This is a genomic window from Bacillus cereus, from assembly GCF_002567495.1.
GTDB lineage: Bacteria > Bacillota > Bacilli > Bacillales > Bacillaceae_G > Bacillus_A > Bacillus_A cereus_AQ.
The window spans coordinates 15,633-33,853 of record NZ_NVAP01000014.1 but is presented as its reverse complement, the minus strand read 5'-3'; the positions used below and the strand labels follow the sequence as shown (position 1 = coordinate 33,853).

Here is an 18,221-nt window from a genome sequence, read left to right as displayed (position 1 = left end):
ATCAGTTTATATACACAAAAGTTTCACCTTTATCGCTATTTTTATGTAACACATTTAGCGCGTAATACTAGAAACACACTTACAAATTAAAAGTAAGTGTGTTTTTAACATCTATTCAATTTTTACATACGGCTTCATTTTTAATTTAAATATTGCCTCAACTGCCCTTTGATATCCACCAGCATTTCTAAGTGACTCTCCCACTTTACGACTATTTTCCTTAAACGTCACATCATCCATTACTTTCTTTACAGTCTCACGTAACAATTCAGAGGTTAACTCGTTACGATTAAGTCTTATGCCTGCCCCTACTTCAGTCAATCGTTTTGCAACTAATGGCTGATCTCCTGTTACCGGAATTACAACTAATGGAACACCGTAATATAACGCTTCGCTCGAACTATTCATACCACCGTGTGTCACGAATACATCAGCATGCTGTAATACTTCTAATTGCGGGACATAATTATACAACTTAAAGTTATTCGGAATATTTTCAAATTGATTTATATTTATCTTCTTACCAACAACTAATACGACTGTCGCTTCTACATCTTTAAACGCTTCAAAACATTTTTCATATAACGCAGGTTGTTCATTAAAAACTGTTCCCATAGAAATAAAAATCACTTTTTCATTTTTTAATTCCTCAATAGGAAAACTGCCTACTTCTTTTCGAGTAGCAATTGATGGACCGACAAACTTATACGATTCATCGAATACATCTGAACGCGGCTGATATTCTTTTGAAGTATATACAATCGTCATATCACCAGGATGGTTCATAATATCATACATACTATTACATTTCATTCCATATTGCTTATTCCATCTTTCCATTCCCGCTAAACAAGATTGATATAATGGATTCGTTTCATCTACTTGTCTCGATTCTTGTTCATCATTAAAAGTAACGTACTGATTAAAAGCAAACGTTGTACAAGAAGAAACGCTAGGTAATTGTAAAACATTTGCTATAATACGTCCTACTGGAAAATGATTATCGTATATTAAGTAATCATACTTTTCCTCTTTTGTTTCTTCTACAATTTGAGTAACAATACGCTCTGATGCTTCAATCATATGAGATAGCATCGTCAAAGGACTCCCGCCTTCATTTACTCGTTCCATAATATTAATTTGAGAGAGAAAATTCTCAAACACTCGGAATTCCGCACCTGTTGCTTCAATCTTCTTTCTATAATCTTCAATACAATACGAAACAACTGTTTCTCCTCGCTGGATTAACTCACTTACAATAGCTAAAGTCGGATTAATATGACCTTCTCCAGGGAAATTTATTACGAGTACATTTGCCATAACATTCTCTCCTATCCAGTTAATATAATAAAGTTAACAATTAATCATATTAATTAATTTAAATCTATTATAAATGAATTCATTCTACTTCTTCATGCTTTTCTCTTCCTTTTATTATTGAGAAATATTTTCTATAGTCTACATTAATATGATTCACAATTTTATAAAGTAAAAACTTTAATCAATAGGGGTTTTGTTCATCCCTCACTGATTATCAGCCCCCACCAATCGGGATTTTACGGACATCCCGCTCCCCCTAACTTCTTTGCTTTCACTGAATTTTGAGGTGGGGGTCTTACTGCCCAGCGAATAGCGCGATAAATGAATGCTTAATTCTACTTTTACTCTTCATAGCTTTAAAGATACGAGCTTTACATTCAAATATTATCACTCTTATTTTTTTGACAATTCATACAAAAATGGAGAAATATAATATTTTTAATGAGTTTTGACTATAAATATAACTATGATTTCAATCCTTTTATCTTTATCCCCATAACACATCATCTGTTATATAATAAATTTATAGAATTTACAGAAAAAGGAGTCTTTTCATGTTACAACAACTATTCAATTCCCCTATTCTATCCGTTCAAGCCTTGCACCCAGGCTATGAAGATCATGCAAGCGATGTTTTTCTCGTCCGAACAGAAGATAAAGAAGTTATCGTTCGTTCTTCTAAAATGTATGAAGAACCAAATAATGATTTTTGGTGGGGATGTAAAAATCTATTTGGAATTGATCCGAGGAATGTACATCATTTAGAAACGGTACATACATTGCTACAAGAACATACGAATCTTCCTATCCCAACAATATTAGAAAAACATATTTTAAATGACCGAGAATTCGTTGTTGCCGAAAAATTAGTAGGTAACACCGTTCAATCTTTTATCGGGCAACCAGATTCTATTTTATTTAGCCTAGGAAAAGGACTTGCAGAAATACATAAGTTTAAAGCCGATTTCATCGGAAATCCGTCAGGCACGTTCCAAGTTCCACTAGATGAATTCCAATCACATATTTTAAACGTGAGTAAAGAGCTTGTGAATATGTTTTATTCCGATGATGAAAGCATCCAAAATGCTTTTCCTACTTTTGAATCACAACTTTCTTCCCTATCCATACCAAAAGAATCTACACTCGTCTTAATTGATATGGATCCTACTCAATTTTCATCTGACGGTACAACTATTACGGGTTTAGTAGATACTGAAGCTTACGCAGTTGCTCCGCGAGAGCTTGATTTTATCGGACTAGAATATGTACTTACCGAAAAAGAAGCTCATGCCTTTAAAAGTGGTTACGAAACAATTATGTCTATTCCCCATCTAGAAGAATGTAGACAGCCTTATCGTTATTTATACCGACTGTTATCTGTGCAAGGTAGTGTGGAATTAAAGAAATGGTTATGTCACCCATCCTATTTTTAAATACGAATGAGAGGGATTATACAATGGATATTCGGAAAAAACGTTCTGTAACAGAAAGTGAAATACAGCAAATGAAGGATTTGGCTTATATTTGTGGGCAACATGACAATCTTGATTACTCTTCAGATTTACATATCAACTTTTTAAAAAATCGAAATGAAGATCATATAAACGATTTTCTTCTTTATAACGGTACTCAATTAATTGGCGCTTTAAATATGTATGATTTCGAAAGACCAACAAAGCTTGAACTAATAGGCTTTGTACATCCTCATTTTAGAAAACAACATTTCGGAGCTAACCTTTTACAAACTGCAATGAAGGAAATTCAAAATAGAGAGGCGGATGAAGCTCTTCTTATTATCAATGGGGATTCTATTTCTGGGAATGAATTTGCAAAACATATGAAGTTACCGTATTTATATAGTGAATATAGTATGGAGTTCAAAACAAACGAAATTCAAAAAACAACGACGAATACTATACAGCTTACCCCTGCACCTTCAGAAGCACTTCTTGACCTTGTTGAAATTTCTAGTAAAGCTTTTGGTGGTTCAGTAGAAAATACGGCTACATGGTTACAAAAAATGATGACTTCATCTTCTCATAAAGTTTACAGTGCTCTTGCCGATGAAAAAATGATAGGAACGATTACAGTTTCTGAGCAAGAACAATCTACTACACTATCAGGATTCGCCGTTCATCCTTCTTATCAAGGTAAAGGATACGGAAAAGATATTCTTAGTTATATGGTACATACCCTTATTACAGAAGGAGCTTCAACAATTGAATTAGACGTCGAAACGAAAAATAACCATGCTTTAAAACTATATACACAATGTGGTTTTGAAATTAAAACGAAGCATGATTATTATAATTTAATGAATAGCAAGGAAGTTATTTATGTCTAGAAAACTTATTTATTCTGATTATGATATTTTCGCATCTGTTTATAATAAACATTGGGGGCATTTTGCCGAACACTCCTATCTAGCTTTTGAAAAACTCGTTTTACAATATGCACAACCACGTTCTCATATTTTAGATCTTTGCTGTGGGACTGGTCATCTTACTAGGAAACTACTTGATCATAATTTTGTAGTAACTGGTATAGATGGTTCTACTCAAATGATTGAATACGCACGTGAAAATGCGCCAGATGCAACCTTTATCGTCGATGATGCTCGCTATTTCAATATAAATGAGCATTTCCACTATGTTCTCTCTGCCGGTGATAGCTTAAACCATATTATGAATTTAGATGAACTAAAAAGTGTGTTTCACAACGTTTACTCCGTATTACATAACGAGGGTATATTCACATTTGATATGAATACGGAAAAAGGATTTCTTGAAAACTGGAGTGCTTCGTTTCATATTTCAGAGAAAGAATATGTTTGTACAATTGATTCTACATATGATAATGAAAATAAAAAAGCAGAAATGAACTTTATACTATTTCAACATGACATAGATAATAATTGGACAAGAAGTGACTTTTCTTTTGAAGAAGCCTGTTATTCCAATGAAGAAATAATTTCTTCATTGGAATCCGTAGGTTTTAAGAACATTCAATTCCACGGTACAAATAGAGCGTTTTTCACTTGCCAAAAATAAAAAAACTGAATCAAAACGATTCAGTTTTTTCTTAATATATTTACAACTGCAGTTGTTTCGTCATTTTCTTTATAGACACGCGGAATTCTTCTATCTAGCATACATGTAACTTCATAGTTTATTGTACCTAACATATCCGCTATTTCTTCTACTGCAATTTTCTCATCGCCTTGTTTACCGTAGAATACTACTTCGTCTCCTACTTGTACTGGCATTGCTTCTGAAACATCTAACATGAGCTGATCCATACAAACACGGCCGATAACAGGTACTCGAACCCCGTTAATTAACGCATGGCCTTTATTGGATAATTGACGATTATAACCATCAGCATAACCAATTGGTACAGTCGCAATCCATTCTTCACCAGTTGTTACATACGTATTCCCATAACTTACACCGCGATTCTTCTTTGCATGTTTAATATGGGCTACTTTTGATTTTAACGACAACGCAGGCTGTAAAGAAACGACTGTATGATCCACTTCTTTTGACGGATACATACCGTACACTCCTATTCCAACGCGTACCATATTTTGAAATGTGTTACTTAATTCCATTGATCCTGCACTATTTGAACTATGAATATATGGTATTTGAATTCCTAATTCTTTTGCTGTATTAACAGCTTTTTCAAATAAACTTGTTTGCATATTCGTATATGATTTATCGATTTCATCTGCCGTAGAGTAATGCGTAAATATCCCTACTACCTCTACATACTCCATACGGTTTAATTCTGCTAAAAATGGTTTAACCTCTTCTTCTTGTAAGCCGATACGGCTCATTCCTGTATCAATTTTCACTTGAATTTGTACTTTCTTTTGAAGACGGTTTGCAATTTCATTTATACCATGTAAATCTTCTACTCTATAAACAGTCATCATAACGTCATATTGAATTACATCTTCTACAGCCGCTACTGGTGTGTATCCTAAAATTAAAATCGGCACAGTAATTCCTGCTTCTCTTAATTCTATTGCTTCATCTACAAATGCAACTGCAAGTTGATTTATTCCTGCTTCAATTGCAGCTTTGGCAACTTCAACTGCCCCATGGCCATACCCATTCGCTTTTACAGCAGCCATCATCTTAATTTCTTCATCATTTACATGTTTTTTAAATTCTTTTACATTATGTTTTACAGCATTTAAGTCAATTTCTACAATTGTATCTCTTCCATATTTCAAACTCATTGGTCTAACTCCTAACTCAATAATTGCATTCCATTCTATTTCACGTTTCATATGACCTTTTACAATATAATACTTTTCATTATGCTAGTCAAACTACTAGAATTTTCGGAATTTTGAGTATGATATGATATCCTCAAGAAACTATTATATACGGAGACGAGGAGAATTACAATGTTTGTTCAATCTGCATTGCATCAACTAAAAGTTGCTATTGATACTTCTATTCATATGCTTAACCAATATAGTGAAAACGATTTAACAATACAACCGATTCACTCAAAACGATCATTATTTGAAATGTGTGCACATCTTTCTCTTATTTGCCATGCTGATTTACTCATTTTAAATGGTATTCCAGAAAAAGAATTACATACCTTTTATATAAAACATACGCCCGTAACAATTGCTCACATGCAACAAACGATGATTGAAGGATACAACCTTCTCTCTAAAACATTTCTTTCCTACTCCCAAGCAGAATTAGCAGAAGTTATGACTGCCTATTGGGGTATTTCTTATTCGCGCTTTGAATGGTTACTTGAAATCGTTGTACACTTTTATCATCATCGTGGACAAATTCATCTTTTATTATGTGAGCACGCTAAAGATCCTAGGATATCTTTATTTGAATAAAGATATCCTTTCATATAATCTTCAGTTTCTTCAAAGCAAAAGCAATACCACCTTCGCTTGATTTCTTCGTCACAAAATCAGCCCTGCCCTTTAACTCCTCTCCACCATTCCCCATCGCAATTCCTAATCCTACATACTGCAACATCTCAATATCATTTCTACCGTCGCCAAAAGCAATGGCTTCTGATTTACAAATATTTAGATGTTCCAATACTTTTTGAATTCCAGTTAGCTTCGATACTTTACTATCTTCCAACACATTCATAACGTAACCATGAAAGCGTTCAAACGTAAGTGCTGGATATCTTTCTAAGAATTTTTGAGCTTCTGTTTCATCAGCATACAAACATATGCAATACATCTCATCTGACAAGTTTCTAACTTTGTCAGGATACTGCTCTAAATTTAAAGTTTCGTGTAATGCTCGTATTACACGTTCATCTTTTGAGGCAATATTATTCATTACAAATTCTTCTGTAAAGTAAGAAACACTGTGACCATGTAATTCAGCAAAATTTGAAATATCATGAACGATTTCGCTTGAAAGTACTGATTTATGTATAACTTCTTCCCCACATTTTATATGTGCACCATTTGCTGAAATAAACGTATGTATGCCTAGTTCCTTAAATTGTGAGCATAAACTATATGGTCTTCCAGTTGTAACAACTACATGAACTCCATTATCTATTAACCTTCGTATCGCTTCTTTTGTACTTTCGTGCATACTTCTATCAATCTCACTTAGTAACGTACCGTCAACATCGAAAAATACAACTTTGTACATAAGTCTTTACATCCCGGCCAAATGATTCGTATCATTAATGAAATGTACCGTTTTTTGTTCACCCTCAATTTCAAGTAAACTCATTCCCGTATCCCCAATTCTAAAATAGTAGTCCATTGAAATTGGCATTTTGAAAAACGCACGTAATATACTATTTATTACACCGCCGTGTGCAACAATCGCAATTCGATCATATGTATTCTCTGTCACAATTTTAGAAAAGATTCCTTCTATTCTCATCCGAAACTCAATAAATGACTCTCCGTTTTCAAAACGGTCATGAAGAAACTTTGGCTCTGGATATTTCTTTGCTTCTTCAAATGATAAGCCGGCTTGTATTCCATTATTAAATTCCATTAATTCCTCCTCTAATTGAATTGGACAACCAATTGCTTCCGCTAATGTTTCACCAGTTTCGCGAGCGCGTTTTAATGTGCTTGTCCAAATGAAATCTGGTGCAAAATCCTTTTTCACTTTCTGGACAAGTCTTTGTACTTGTTGTCTCCCTTTGTCCGTCAACTCAAAATCAGCCCGGCCTTCATGTACATGTAAAATGTCTGCTTCAGATTCTCCGTGGCGTATTAGTAGTATTTGCATGTTCCTCTCCCCTTTATTCAATATTCACAAAATTTAATTATACCATATTTTAATTATTTAAAAACAAAAAGGAACGGTCTCCCGTCCCTCACCCATTCACTTTCTCTGCATTATTCCAGTAATATTTACTAAACGCTTCTGTTAACACATCAATCGTATTATAGAGTTCATCTAACGTATTATCTATACCACCAACTTCGATTAACATAGCATTTTTAGATAAGTCTTGATTATAAACACCATCGCCGTCTTTTTTATATTTTGGGAATATCCCTCTACTTAATCCATAATAATTTTCATCTATATAACTATTGATTGCCCTTGCAATTTTTTCATTTTCTGTATGATTTCCATTTTCCATTCCAATAATAAAGTATAATCTTGCATATGACTTCCCATTAATTACTTTTGTTGTTACCTTCTTCCGCTGATCATCACGATGTATATCAATCGGAAACGCAATTTTATTATTTTGTGCTAATGTTTCTTTTACATATCCATGAGACGCTTTATATGCTTGATACCATTTCCATTTTTTACTCGCTAATAAATCACCCATATTCGTTTTATCATGAATTACTGGTATCCCTTGTCCTTCTAGCTGTTCTTTCAGACGATCCCCTAGTAAGGACACATTTACATCTGGACTCGATGGATCAGTAGCCCCTGGTAATAACGGCAGAAATGATTCCCAGCTATGTGTATGGTAAATATACACTGCGCTTTCTCCCTTTTTTGTCCCGTTCTTTTTTTGCACTGGATTATTCTTTTCCGCTTCTGTAACCTTATCTTTTGCTACTTCCCGCTCTTTCGTTACTTCTTCAATCGGTACACTAGATTCATTTGGGATATTCGTCAAGTTTGTCCCTTCCCCAGCTACGATAATATTAGAATAATACTTTGACATACCAGGTACTTCTTTACCAACAAATGTTCTTAAATCTTTAATTTTCAAATCTGTCGCAATAGAGAACATTAAATTCCCAACTGACTCTCGTTTATTCTGCTTAAAATAATCAAATCCGTAATAGCGATTCTCACTTTCTATCATTTGAACAAAACCTTGCATCGATACTTTTCCAAACCATTGATTCGCATAATTCGATTTCATTGTATGTAAAAGTGACGTCAAAATCGACGCTATCATAATTACTATTAGCGCATATAAAAGGAGTAACGAAATTAGTTTTTTCCCATGTATTCGAGTTGCATACTTTTTCACTGTATCACCTTCTTTATACATGAATATGTACAAGCCTTTCGGAATATACGCACAAAAAAAGAGAAATGGCATCCCATTTCTCTCCCTCACTCTTATTGTTCTTTTCCTGTATCATTTGAAGGTAGCTTCTGCGCCTTTTTTTCTTTAAAGATTTCTCCAATCGCTCCAAGAGTACCAAGTGTTTCAATTGCATTAGACGGAATAAAGACTTTATTTGCTGGTCCTTTTGCAACTTCTGCTAATGATTCGAATGATTTATAAGCAAGTATACGTTCATCTATATTTGCTTCACGAAGTAATTCAATACGGTTTTGTTCTGCTTTTGCGATTTCTTCAATTGCTCTTGCTTCCCCTTGTGCTTCTAATTCTTTCGCTTCTTTTAAACCTTCAGCTTCGCGGATACGCGCTTCTTTATCCCCTTCAGCCATCAAGATTTTACTTTGTTTTTCCCCTTCAGCACGAAGGACTTTATCTTGTTTTGCAGCTTCTGCTTCTAAAATAATCGCACGTTTATTACGCTCAGCCTTCATTTGTTTTTCCATTGATGCTTGCACATCTTTTGGCGGGTTAATATCAACAACTTCGACACGTTCAATACGTACGCCCCATTTTTCTGTTGCTTCGTCAAGCGCTAAGCGAATTTCTGTTGAAATTTTTTCACGACCAGATAACGTTTCATCCAGTTCCATTTTACCGATAATTTGACGCATCGTTGCAGAAGTAATGTTACGAACACCATATTCATAGTTTGAAATACCATATGTCGCAAGTTCTGGTTCAACAATTTGATAGAAAATAATTGTATCAATTTCTACTTGCACGTTATCTTTCGTAATTACCTTTTGCGGCGGTACATTCGTTTGTTGAATACGTAAGTCGTGATATACACGAACGCGATCTACAATCGGGATTAAAATATTTAACCCTGGGTGCATTATACGTTGAAACTTACCAAATCTTTCAACAACCCCAACTTTTTGCTGAGGAATAATTTTAATTGTTAATGCGATAAATGTTACTACAATTAGCGCGAATATAATCGTTAACGTTAATGCTACCATATTTATTCACTCTCCTTTTTCACTTGTAATATAGTACTATGCCTCTTTATAACAACGACTTTTTCTCCAGCATCAATTGAAGAATCTGCAATAGCTGTCCAAGTATCTCCATCCACCTTCACAATACCATTCGCTTCATTTGTAATCGCTTGCATAACAATCCCTTTTTTACCAACAAGCATATCTACTGTATCAGTAAAACCTTTTGCTTCTCGAAAGTTTTTTGAAATTCTTTTCGTAAAGAATGTCAAAGTTAAACTTACAATTGCACCAACAGTAACTTGTAACAGTAGTGCTTCAGGAGCAAACAAAGCAATAAGACCTCCGACAACAGCTCCAATTCCAAGCCAAAGCATGTAAAATGTAATCGACAACATTTCTGCGATAAATAAAATACCAGCTATTATAAACCAAATTACCCAAGCAGCCATATGCAACCCTCACTTTCTTTCTCATTTTCTATATGTATATGAAGAAAAGAATGGTTTATCCGCCCTTTCTTACACTTGGGCGTTTGCTACAAGCTATTGTACATATTCACTGTTACAGTGGTTATTAATATAATACTATATTAGTATATTCTTCATTATACATGAAAATCCCTTTCAAAAAGTGACAAAAAATTAAATTCTTTAAAAATTTTAATATTTAAATTACAATTATTCTAATTACTGAATACTATTTTTTTAGAGGTGGTATTCTTATTGAAAAACCAGTCACTAACTTACTACTTAGGTTCCAAAATATGCATTACTCTCGCTGACATCGTATATGTAATGATTATTACAACTCATATTTATATAGCAACTAAATCAGCTACTATTACTGCTCTTTTTCCACTATTACAAGTTATCACAAATCTAATTGCTAACATATCTGCACCGCTAATAATAAATCGGTTTCCACCTTATACGTTGTTATATACGCTACAATGGCTGAAAACAGTATTTTTACTATTATTAATGATTTTGTTCCCGATCTTATCCACAAACATTATAGCTCTATTAACTTTTATTTTTTTCATTTCATTATGTAGTGGGTGGAGTGCTCCATTATTATACGGTATTCTTCCGCGCCTTACACCAAAAGGTAAATTAGTAAAAGTAAATAGTATCTTTTCCTTTTCAACACAAATTGCGCAAGCCGCCGCTTATTCATTTACGAGTGTTATCGTTCTTCTCATTTGCGCTACATCTACACTCATGATTAATAACATGTTGATGATTTTTGGATGCATTGCATTACACTTTTCATTACGTACCATACATACTGAACGAATAGCAGATCCTCCCTCTTCAAAAAGTACTGCTTTATCGGAAGGTTGGAAACTCTTATTTCATAACCCTTCTCTCCGTACCGTTACATATATGGACTTAATTGAAACTTTCGCAGGGACAATATGGATTGGTGCTATTACAATGGCATATGTTACGACTATCCTTCATAAAGGCGAGGAATGGTGGGGATATATTAATACAAGTTATTATGTTGGCACGTTAATCGGTGGTCTATTGGCATGGAAAATGAGTTCCTATATTCAAAACAATTTAATACGCTCCATGTCGATAGGCTCTCTTATGTTTAGCATTCTTACATTTTTATATAGTATGACAAGTAGCGGATTTATTGCGCTTTTCCTATGTGTTCTAATGGGACCATGTTATCAAATTAGAGATATTTCTCAAACGACAGTTTTACAATCAAGTGTCGCCCCTTCTTTATTATCAAAAATGTATACAGCACCTGGCGCCCTTCTTTCAACAGCTTCTGGTCTTTCTATGCTTAGCGTTGGCATTATTACTGATATGTTCGGTGTTCGTACAATTTATATGATCGCTTCTATTCTTATTTTATGTTCCGCTTGTTTATCTTTTAGCTTATTAAAATATCATAAGACAGAGCAGAACGATATTTCACTTTAATGACTATAACAAAAAGGACAGGAGTTCCCTGTCCTTTTTGTTTATTCTATTCATGATAAATTGGGGATTTTTCTATGCTTTGTCGCTTGTTCAAAAGCATAAGCTAATTTAATTAATATCCCTTCGCTAAAGGCAGTGCTTGCAATCGTAATTCCAAAAGGTCTCCCACTTTCCATATACCCTGCAGGTATTGCTATAGACGGATAACCTGCTTTTGCACATATAGTAGAACCTATATAGGAAGGGAACAGTATCGCATCAAGATTATATTTTTCCAATGCAAAATCAATACCTTGTTCTTGAGAAAAATATATATCTTCTAACCTTGCATTTAAATATTCTGGATTTCGTAACGTATTAGGAAATTTTTTTCTTCCCTCTAACTTAGTTTGGCCATATTTTAAAGCTCTTTCTGCTATGTTTTTATTAAACTCCATTAACTCTGAAATAGAATGTACCGGAATAGTAGAAGGTAATTTAGAAAGATAATTATCTAAACTATGCTTCAGCTCATAAAGCGGAACTCCCCAGCTCCATTCTCTATGAAAAGAAGGAATATCAATATTCTCTACTACTGTCGCTCCCTCATTACGTAATACTTGGATCGTTTCTTTAAATAATTTTTCATCGTACTCACCATTTTCGTAATAATCTTTTGGTGCGTCGTTAAACACACCAATTTTCGCTCCATTTAAACCATTAGCAGCAAGGTAAGATGTATAATCCTGATATGCTCTACCTTCACTTTTACGAGTTGCTGCATCTTTCTCATCCGCTCCAGTTAAGCTCCCTAGTAAAATAGCTGCATCTGTTACTGTTCTAGCAAATGGCCCTGCTGTATCTTGCGAATAAGTGAATGGAATAATTCCTCTACGACTAATTAGACCGACAGTCGGTTTAATACCAACTACAGAATTTTGAACAGCCGGACTCAAAATAGAAGCGTCAGTTTCTGTCCCAATAGATACTACTGTAAAGTTAGCAGCAACTGCTATCGCAGAGCCTGTACTTGAACCACCAACAAACATGTCATCCTTACCCGTTCCGTATGGATTGATTGTTTGACCACCTCTTGCACTATATCCAGCCCACATTTCAAAAGACATTGCATTTGCTAATTCTGTCATATTCGTTTTTCCTATTATCACTGCCCCTGCTTCTCGCAGTTTAGTAACGAGAAATGAATCTTCACTACTTATATTTTGTTCTAAAGCAATCGTACCTGCGCTTGTATGCATGGAGTCATTTGTCTCAATATTATCCTTAAGCAAAACAGGTATACCATGTAATGAACCCCTTACACCCTTTGTCTTTCTTTCATGATCTAACGCTTCTGCAATAAAAATAGCATCTGGATTGATTTCTAAAATTGAATTGATTTTCGGTCCGTCTTGGTCATACTTTGCGATTCTATAGAGATAATACATCACTAATTCCTTTGAAGTTAACTGCCCAGATTCCATTTCGGTTTGTATATCATGAATTGTTAATTCTTTTTTTAATACTGGATTAAACTGAATCTCCATTTATATTCTCCCTTATAGTAATTTTTTTGCGTATAACCCTTACTTTTTCATCTTTTCACCCCAACTATTCCAAACTAATATCCCTTTAAAAAAATTCAATTTATCCATTCAAAAAGCCTTTAATTTCCCGAAAAATAAAAAGAGTCTGAAACGAATAAACTTCCGCCTCAGACTCTTTGATTACTTTACACATATCCCATCTAATAAGTGTAAAAACTCTCCTTGTTTCCCTGCTAATTCAGGGCATTTTGCAATATTAACCCATTCGTAGCTAAACGCTAAACCTTGATCTTCATCACCAGCACTTACTATATGCTCCCATGTATCTTTTACATCCGTTAGTAAAGTTACATGAAAAAAGTGACGTTTTTCATATTCCTGTTTTTCCTTCACATGTATAATGTAATCTGCTAGGAAACGCTCTATACATAAATGACGCAACCCGGATTCTTCCTGTACTTCGCGCAATATAGCAGCTTCTAACGTTTCACCTTCATCAACTGTTCCCCCTGGCACTTGAATACCAGCTTCATGTATATCACGATGTTTAAAAACAAGTAATTGCATAACCCCCTCTTTTTCTCTTGTAATATATGCATGTACTTTTTTCTTATATAACATCGTCATTGTACGTCTCTCCCCTCAATTGTTCACTCTGTTACTTCTTCAAGCGTCAGTTGATTATCATATAAATATGTAGCTTGTGGATTTCCCACATACCTTACGTGCCATGGTTCATACCGATAGCCCGTAATCGTCTCTTTCGCTTTTGTGTATCGAATCACAAAACCAAATTTATGGGCATTGTCAGAAAGCCACTGACCTTCTTTCGTTTCCCCAAAAACTGTCTCTAACTGAAATTTAGCAGCTTGAGACGTAATATCCATAGCTAGTCCAGTTTGATGTTCACTTGTGCCAGGAACCGCACTAGACATTGCTGTTTTTGCTTCTCCGTCTTGTTTTTTATACATCGTATTTAATGCTTTTTGTCGATCGAAAGATCTAAATCCAGAAACTGCAAAAAGGAAAATACGCTCCTTATCAGCCTGCTGAAACATATCCTCAAGCGCCCTCGCTGCCTCTTTTCTCATCTTTTTCTTTTCTTGATCACCTTCACTAGAATAGCGCACTTTCGGAATAACTAAATCTGGCGGTCTATACCCATCTGGTAAACGCCTACTTTTATTCACAAGTACAAGCATTGAATTCGGATTATTAATTACCGCAATATCCCCATCCATATTAGCAATCGTTTCTTTTGCTTTCGGAAATATGTTATTTACACTTACTTCTCGCGCCTGCTTATCCTTATACATTTTATAATTAATTCCTGCTACTCCAACAATAAGTATCACCGCTACGATACCAAGTAGTGCCCATCTTTTTTTCATATAACGACCTCTTATTTTAATAATTTGGCCATTTCATACTCATCGATACCCTTTCCATCGATAATAAGAGCAGCTTTTTTGACACCTTCTTTCTCAAATCCAACTTTTTTATATAGTGCCTGAGCTCTTGTATTGTGGGCCATTACTGTTAATTCTAAACGCCATACATCATGTAATTTTGCCCACTTCTCAACCTCTTTAAACAATCTCGTCCCAATACCTCGCCCGTTATATTCTTGCAAAATCCCAATTACAATGGTTGCCACATGCCTCTTTCTTTGAATATTATTTCCATTCACTAATATAAAACCTACTATCCTCTCATCTTCAACTGCTACAAATATTGTTGCATATTCATTTTCTGTAAATCGATGGATCATTTTTTCTTGTTGCTCAGCTGTAGTTTTTCTTTCTCCTGGTTCATATAACATAAACTTCGTTTCTTCATCTAATTGCTTACTTAATTGCAAAAATGATGCTGCATCTTCTACATTGATCTCCCGAATCACCTAAATCACCCTATCCATTTCATAATATAAAAATTTTCCTTGTAAAAAGATTTTCTCTACCATTTCGAAAATCCCTTTCTAATTCTCCTATTATAAATAGACAAATTTCGATATCGCTATAACAATTACAAATTATGTCCATTATGTGACACCTTACTATCCGCATTTCAAACCAAAACAAAAAACGTAAGCATTACACTTACGTTTTTCCAAGAAGGGAGTGAGCTAATAATTATTGATAGAGTCTTCTGGCTAATTCAAGTTTCACTTTATCCATTCACTTTTTCTGCCTGCCAAAAATATTCACTAAATGCTTTAGCAAGTGCATCAATTGATCGATTTAGTTCTTCCTCTGTATTATCTACACCGCCAGCTTCAATTAATATCGCTTGTCCTGATAAATCTTGATTATAGATTCCATTTCCTGTTTGGAACCCTTTTTGAATGACACCACGACTTACTCCTGGATATTTCTTATTAATCGCCTCATGTAAAGCTGTTGCTAATTGTAAGTTTTTTTCATAGTTTTTGTTGCCTTTCCCTACTACAAATGCAAGCTTCGCATATGATTTATCTCCAATTGTTTTTGTCGTGACATTCTTCCGAGCACTATCACGATGCAAATCAAAAAAGTATTGAAGATCTTTATTGCCAGCCATAGCTTGCTGCACAATTTCTCGAGACACCTTATACGAACTATTACTGTTTAAACCTTTACTTATTAATTTTTGACCAACATCACTCTTATCGTTAGTAGCTCCAATCCCTTCCCCTTCTAGTTGTTCACGGAAACGGTCTCCTAATATGGAAATATTAGATACTGAACTCGTTGCTTTATTCGGATCCGGGTCATTCGTTAAGTTAAGTAAAGGTAAATAAGATTCCCAGCTATGTGTATGATAAATAAATGCAACTTGTCTTTTCCCGGTCGTTTGGGACGGCTGCTTTTTCTCTTTATTCGTATCTTGTTTAGGTGCTTGTCCAGTTCCACTAGTCCGTTCCTTCACTACTTCTTCAAGAGGAACGCTCGACTCTATCGGTAAGTTAGAATAATTTGTGCCCTCACCCGCAATAACAATTTCTGTATCGTACTTACCAAACCCGGGTAACTCTTTCCCAACAAAACTGCGCACATCATCAAAGCGAATATTTGTAGCCATAGAAAAGAGAAAAGAAGAAATAGAAAAATCTTGACTCAAGTTTCGATACTCCTGTGTAAAATAGTGATTCTCTTTTCCAAGTACGTACATGTAGCCATTCATCGATAACTCATTTAACCAATTATATAAATACGTTGACTTCGTCTCTTTCATAGAGGTTACCATCATACTAATAAGAAAAAAAGTCGCTAGTACTGTAGTAATAACAAATAAAACTAACTTACGCATACTTGTAAACTTCATATAAAAAAAGCCACGATTCATACTATCACCCTCTCTACTTCAAGTTATGTACAAGCCCTAGAGAATAGACCGTTAAAATTCCGGCTATATTGTTAATGAGGTGAAATGAATTGAAGCTATTAATTGGAACATCGCCAATTGTTCTATCCTTTATTTTTTATTTACTTGCTAAACATCCTACAGTCCGTATTGTGTTACATATTTCTGCCTACTTAGCACTGTATGTCCTAGGAACAATTGTTTCTATTACTATTTATGATGTTTTAATACACAATTTAGTTTTCATGACGAGCATTCATGGAATTTTACTGAATCCATTTTTCCTTATTGCAGGAGCGTATATAGGGATATATACTTTGCACCTACTTTTGTCTCATCTTATTTCGAATATAAAAAACGGAGCGTAATAAAATGAAACCACCATTTATCTGTCATACATGCAAAAAAAGAATTGCGAGAAAGAAAGATCTTATTACCGCCACATGGTACTTCCGTTTATATTTGTTTCATAGCAATTGTTTTAAACAGCAGCAACTGTTCACCTCATGTTTTCTCCCTATAAATACACTTTTCGCTTTCTTTCTCATTATATATGTACTGATTGTAGGCAGTATTCTTATGATTGCAGAGCCATCTATCATTTGGCTTATTTTTTTGCTTCCTATTTTATATCGATTTCTTTCATATTATTATGTTGAACGTTTTTTCTCTAAATAACGTGTTGAATGGCCTCTCGGAATACTTAAACACTCCCATTTATTTTCTTTTAACATTTTACCAATGCAAATAATCTGGCCAATATGTAATGCATAATGGGAAATTTGTCTTTCGATTGCTTGCAGGACCGTATGAGCTTCACCACGAATGTATACCGTCTTCAATAGATGTTCCGGCAATATCGTATTCATCGTATTAAAAACGGATTCCCATCCTTCTTGCCACGCTGCAAGGGCTTCTTCCTTTGAAGAATAGCCTCCTTCAAATTCACCATCTCGGTCACGATCAACTTTTTCACCATCAGATGTTAAAAAATCCGTCCATCTGGAACGCATATTACCGTGCAAATGTTTCATTATAATCGCTATGCTATTTGTTTCTTCATGAGAAGACCATTGTATTTGTTCGTATGATAATTGAGAAAGCGCCCGTTCTCCTTGCTGCTTTGTCGCTTTAAAATTAGAAATGGCACATTGTAAATATTCTCGTCCGATATCCATATTGCCCCCTACCTTCACACTAACTAATTTTCGTTCCATTTGGCAATTCCATATTAGGCTGAAGCAACACAACATCACCAGCTTCAGGAACTCCCCCTAATACAAGCACTTCCGATTTAAATCCAGCTACACGCTTTGGCGGAAAATTTACAACAGCAACAATTTGTTGACCGACTAAATCTTCTGAACTATACCTTTTCGTAATTTGAGCACTTGACTGCTTTATTCCAATTTCCCCAAAATCAATTGCTAGTTTAATCGCTGGAACTCTCGCTTCTTTAAATTCCTCTGCATGTATTACAGTTCCAATTCGCAAATCCAAGTTTAAAAAATCTTCGAAATTAGCCATTTTATCATTCCTCCCAATTATTACTTAGACAAAATACA

Annotated in this window: 21 protein-coding genes; 7 read left to right on the top strand and 14 right to left on the bottom strand. The window is 34.7% G+C overall.

The genetic code is table 11. The features are described 5' to 3' along the window. Window positions 1–111: 111 nt before the first annotated feature. The gene (locus COK05_RS07100; protein WP_098612020.1) at window positions 112–1,320 is read right to left on the bottom strand and encodes a macrolide family glycosyltransferase; all 1,209 of its coding nucleotides are present in this window, start codon (window positions 1,318–1,320) and stop codon (window positions 112–114) included. Window positions 1,321–1,874: 554 nt separating this feature from the next. Between COK05_RS07100 and COK05_RS07095 the strand changes: the two genes are divergently transcribed. From COK05_RS07095 to COK05_RS07085, 3 genes are read left to right on the top strand one after another with little or no spacing between them, the layout of a single operon-like run. Beyond that, window positions 1,875–2,753: a nitrate reductase gene (locus COK05_RS07095; RefSeq protein WP_098612019.1), complete on the top strand. Its 879-nt coding sequence runs from the start codon at window positions 1,875–1,877 to the stop codon at window positions 2,751–2,753. Between the two features lie 23 nt (window positions 2,754–2,776). After that, entirely contained in the window at window positions 2,777–3,664 is an 888-nt protein-coding gene (locus COK05_RS07090) for a GNAT family N-acetyltransferase (RefSeq protein WP_098612018.1), read from the top strand. Next, entirely contained in the window at window positions 3,657–4,370 is a 714-nt protein-coding gene (locus COK05_RS07085; RefSeq protein WP_098612017.1) for a class I SAM-dependent DNA methyltransferase, read from the top strand. The genes COK05_RS07090 and COK05_RS07085 overlap by 8 nt, the downstream gene beginning before the upstream one ends. Before the next feature lie 20 nt (window positions 4,371–4,390). On the opposite strand, the gene alr is transcribed toward COK05_RS07085, so the two are convergent. Next, complete coding sequence (alr, locus tag COK05_RS07080; RefSeq protein WP_098612068.1) at window positions 4,391–5,566, bottom strand: alanine racemase; 1,176 nt, start codon at window positions 5,564–5,566, stop codon at window positions 4,391–4,393. 171 nt (window positions 5,567–5,737) lie between these two features. Between alr and COK05_RS07075 the strand changes: the two genes are divergently transcribed. Beyond that, window positions 5,738–6,199: a DinB family protein gene (locus COK05_RS07075; RefSeq protein WP_098612016.1), complete on the top strand. Its 462-nt coding sequence runs from the start codon at window positions 5,738–5,740 to the stop codon at window positions 6,197–6,199. Window positions 6,200–6,209: 10 nt separating this feature from the next. Here the strand turns inward: COK05_RS07075 and COK05_RS07070 are convergent, their stop codons facing one another. From COK05_RS07070 to COK05_RS07050, 5 genes are all read right to left on the bottom strand, one after another. After that, window positions 6,210–6,986, bottom strand: coding sequence for a Cof-type HAD-IIB family hydrolase (locus tag COK05_RS07070; protein ID WP_098612015.1), 777 nt, complete (start codon window positions 6,984–6,986; stop codon window positions 6,210–6,212). Window positions 6,987–6,992: 6 nt separating this feature from the next. Continuing rightward, window positions 6,993–7,583, bottom strand: coding sequence for a histidine phosphatase family protein (locus tag COK05_RS07065; RefSeq protein ID WP_098612014.1), 591 nt, complete (start codon window positions 7,581–7,583; stop codon window positions 6,993–6,995). Between the two features lie 88 nt (window positions 7,584–7,671). Next, complete coding sequence (gene spoIIP, locus COK05_RS07060) at window positions 7,672–8,877, bottom strand: stage II sporulation protein P (protein WP_306482866.1); 1,206 nt, start codon at window positions 8,875–8,877, stop codon at window positions 7,672–7,674. A gap of 20 nt (window positions 8,878–8,897) precedes the next feature. Further along, entirely contained in the window at window positions 8,898–9,866 is a 969-nt protein-coding gene (locus COK05_RS07055) for an SPFH domain-containing protein (RefSeq protein ID WP_098612013.1), read from the bottom strand. 2 nt (window positions 9,867–9,868) lie between these two features. Continuing rightward, the gene (locus tag COK05_RS07050; RefSeq protein ID WP_098612012.1) at window positions 9,869–10,297 is read right to left on the bottom strand and encodes an NfeD family protein; all 429 of its coding nucleotides are present in this window, start codon (window positions 10,295–10,297) and stop codon (window positions 9,869–9,871) included. A gap of 273 nt (window positions 10,298–10,570) precedes the next feature. On the opposite strand from COK05_RS07050, the gene COK05_RS07045 reads away from it, so the two are divergent. Further along, on the top strand, window positions 10,571–11,788 hold the full coding sequence (locus COK05_RS07045; RefSeq protein ID WP_141538933.1) for an MFS transporter: 1,218 nt from the start codon (window positions 10,571–10,573) through the stop codon (window positions 11,786–11,788). A gap of 50 nt (window positions 11,789–11,838) precedes the next feature. Here COK05_RS07045 and COK05_RS07040 read toward each other — a convergent pair whose 3' ends face one another. The 5 genes from COK05_RS07040 to spoIIP (COK05_RS07020) all read right to left on the bottom strand — a co-directional run bounded on the left by COK05_RS07040 (window position 11,839) and on the right by spoIIP (COK05_RS07020) (window position 16,638). After that, a complete protein-coding gene (locus COK05_RS07040; protein WP_098612010.1) occupies window positions 11,839–13,314 on the bottom strand; it encodes an amidase family protein in 1,476 nt (491 codons plus the stop codon). Between the two features lie 180 nt (window positions 13,315–13,494). Beyond that, window positions 13,495–13,941, bottom strand: coding sequence for an NUDIX hydrolase (locus COK05_RS07035; RefSeq protein ID WP_098612009.1), 447 nt, complete (start codon window positions 13,939–13,941; stop codon window positions 13,495–13,497). Window positions 13,942–13,964: 23 nt separating this feature from the next. Then, the gene (locus COK05_RS07030) at window positions 13,965–14,705 is read right to left on the bottom strand and encodes a M15 family metallopeptidase (protein ID WP_098612008.1); all 741 of its coding nucleotides are present in this window, start codon (window positions 14,703–14,705) and stop codon (window positions 13,965–13,967) included. 11 nt (window positions 14,706–14,716) lie between these two features. Further along, window positions 14,717–15,214 (bottom strand): GNAT family N-acetyltransferase, encoded by a 498-nt coding sequence (locus tag COK05_RS07025; protein WP_098612007.1) that lies wholly within the window; start codon window positions 15,212–15,214, stop codon window positions 14,717–14,719. Between the two features lie 269 nt (window positions 15,215–15,483). Continuing rightward, entirely contained in the window at window positions 15,484–16,638 is a 1,155-nt protein-coding gene (gene spoIIP / locus COK05_RS07020; protein ID WP_098612006.1) for a stage II sporulation protein P, read from the bottom strand. Window positions 16,639–16,727: 89 nt separating this feature from the next. On the opposite strand from spoIIP (COK05_RS07020), the gene COK05_RS07015 reads away from it, so the two are divergent. Both COK05_RS07015 and COK05_RS31625 read left to right on the top strand, forming a co-directional pair. Then, window positions 16,728–17,024 (top strand): hypothetical protein, encoded by a 297-nt coding sequence (locus COK05_RS07015; RefSeq protein WP_098612005.1) that lies wholly within the window; start codon window positions 16,728–16,730, stop codon window positions 17,022–17,024. A 4-nt stretch (window positions 17,025–17,028) separates the two neighbouring features. Continuing rightward, window positions 17,029–17,334: a permease gene (locus COK05_RS31625; protein ID WP_098612004.1), complete on the top strand. Its 306-nt coding sequence runs from the start codon at window positions 17,029–17,031 to the stop codon at window positions 17,332–17,334. Here COK05_RS31625 and COK05_RS07005 read toward each other — a convergent pair. Next, window positions 17,307–17,873 carry a DUF1572 domain-containing protein gene (locus COK05_RS07005; protein WP_141538932.1) on the bottom strand — a complete coding sequence of 189 codons (567 nt, stop codon included), beginning with the start codon at window positions 17,871–17,873 and terminating at the stop codon, window positions 17,307–17,309. The two genes, COK05_RS31625 and COK05_RS07005, sit on opposite strands and share 28 nt — an antisense overlap. After that, the gene (gene csaA, locus COK05_RS07000) at window positions 17,854–18,183 is read right to left on the bottom strand and encodes a chaperone CsaA (RefSeq protein WP_098612002.1); all 330 of its coding nucleotides are present in this window, start codon (window positions 18,181–18,183) and stop codon (window positions 17,854–17,856) included. The genes COK05_RS07005 and csaA overlap by 20 nt, the downstream gene beginning before the upstream one ends. Window positions 18,184–18,221 lie beyond the last annotated feature (38 nt).

Excerpts from the sequence above, each read along its gene's own strand:
- COK05_RS07100 (WP_098612020.1), bottom strand. The coding sequence starts at position 1,320 with ATGGCAAATGTACTCGTAATAAATTTCCCTGGAGAAGGTCATATTAAT.
- COK05_RS07095 (WP_098612019.1), top strand. The coding sequence starts at position 1,875 with ATGTTACAACAACTATTCAATTCCCCTATTCTATCCGTTCAAGCCTTG.
- COK05_RS07090 (WP_098612018.1), top strand. The coding sequence starts at position 2,777 with ATGGATATTCGGAAAAAACGTTCTGTAACAGAAAGTGAAATACAGCAA.
- COK05_RS07085 (WP_098612017.1), top strand. The coding sequence starts at position 3,657 with ATGTCTAGAAAACTTATTTATTCTGATTATGATATTTTCGCATCTGTT.
- alr (WP_098612068.1), bottom strand. The coding sequence starts at position 5,566 with ATGAGTTTGAAATATGGAAGAGATACAATTGTAGAAATTGACTTAAAT.
- COK05_RS07075 (WP_098612016.1), top strand. The coding sequence starts at position 5,738 with ATGTTTGTTCAATCTGCATTGCATCAACTAAAAGTTGCTATTGATACT.
- COK05_RS07070 (WP_098612015.1), bottom strand. The coding sequence starts at position 6,986 with ATGTACAAAGTTGTATTTTTCGATGTTGACGGTACGTTACTAAGTGAG.
- COK05_RS07065 (WP_098612014.1), bottom strand. The coding sequence starts at position 7,583 with ATGCAAATACTACTAATACGCCACGGAGAATCTGAAGCAGACATTTTA.
- spoIIP (WP_306482866.1), bottom strand. The coding sequence starts at position 8,877 with ATGCCATTTCTCTTTTTTTGTGCGTATATTCCGAAAGGCTTGTACATA.
- COK05_RS07055 (WP_098612013.1), bottom strand. The coding sequence starts at position 9,866 with ATGGTAGCATTAACGTTAACGATTATATTCGCGCTAATTGTAGTAACA.
- COK05_RS07050 (WP_098612012.1), bottom strand. The coding sequence starts at position 10,297 with ATGGCTGCTTGGGTAATTTGGTTTATAATAGCTGGTATTTTATTTATC.
- COK05_RS07040 (WP_098612010.1), bottom strand. The coding sequence starts at position 13,314 with ATGGAGATTCAGTTTAATCCAGTATTAAAAAAAGAATTAACAATTCAT.
- COK05_RS07035 (WP_098612009.1), bottom strand. The coding sequence starts at position 13,941 with ATGACGATGTTATATAAGAAAAAAGTACATGCATATATTACAAGAGAA.
- COK05_RS07030 (WP_098612008.1), bottom strand. The coding sequence starts at position 14,705 with ATGAAAAAAAGATGGGCACTACTTGGTATCGTAGCGGTGATACTTATT.
- spoIIP (WP_098612006.1), bottom strand. The coding sequence starts at position 16,638 with ATGAATCGTGGCTTTTTTTATATGAAGTTTACAAGTATGCGTAAGTTA.
- COK05_RS31625 (WP_098612004.1), top strand. The coding sequence starts at position 17,029 with ATGAAACCACCATTTATCTGTCATACATGCAAAAAAAGAATTGCGAGA.
- COK05_RS07005 (WP_141538932.1), bottom strand. The coding sequence starts at position 17,873 with ATGGAACGAAAATTAGTTAGTGTGAAGGTAGGGGGCAATATGGATATC.
- csaA (WP_098612002.1), bottom strand. The coding sequence starts at position 18,183 with ATGGCTAATTTCGAAGATTTTTTAAACTTGGATTTGCGAATTGGAACT.